The organism is Candidatus Melainabacteria bacterium RIFOXYA2_FULL_32_9 (genome assembly GCA_001784615.1).
Taxonomy (GTDB): domain Bacteria; phylum Cyanobacteriota; class Vampirovibrionia; order Gastranaerophilales; family UBA9579; genus UBA9579.
Map to the genome: position 1 here is coordinate 1 of MFRQ01000132.1, position 598 is coordinate 598.

General features: G+C 45.5%; 1 pseudogene. It reads right to left on the reverse strand.

The window, feature by feature from the left end:
- Nucleotides 1-598: pseudogene (locus tag A2255_03685) on the reverse strand (phenylalanine--tRNA ligase subunit beta).

Genomic DNA, 598 nt, shown 5'->3' on the forward strand with positions numbered 1-598 from the left:
GCGCAAGCGACGCACTCATCCTTTGAGGAAGTTCTATGTTGTTATATCCGTAGATTCTTAACACATCCTCAACCACATCACACTCTCTTGTAACATCTACCCTGTATCCCGGTACCGAAATCTCTGCACCCTCACTGCTGCTGCTCACAATTTCGTAATCCAAACACACTAGAATCTTCAAAATCTCATCCCCTCCAATTCGTTTACCGATAAGATCTTCCATCCGCTCAAAATTCAAAGAGATCTTAGCTCTCTCAATAGGGTTTGGATATGCCTTAACCACCTCTCCCACAATTTTTGCCCCGGTAAGCTCCTGCAACATAGAGGCTGCCCTCATCATTGCATAGGGAATAATCTCGGGATTTGCTCCCCTCTCATACCTGAAGGATGCGTCAGTCTTAAGAGAGTGTCTCTTAGAGCTTTTTCTTATAGAAACAGGGTTGAAATATGCACTCTCCAGGAAAACGGCTGTGGTAGAGCCGGTAACTCCAGATTTTTCACCTCCGAATACCCCTGCCAGACACATAGGTTTTACGGCATCGCATATCATAAGGTCATCTGCACTCATCTCTCTCTTCACTCCGTCCAGAGTTGTGAA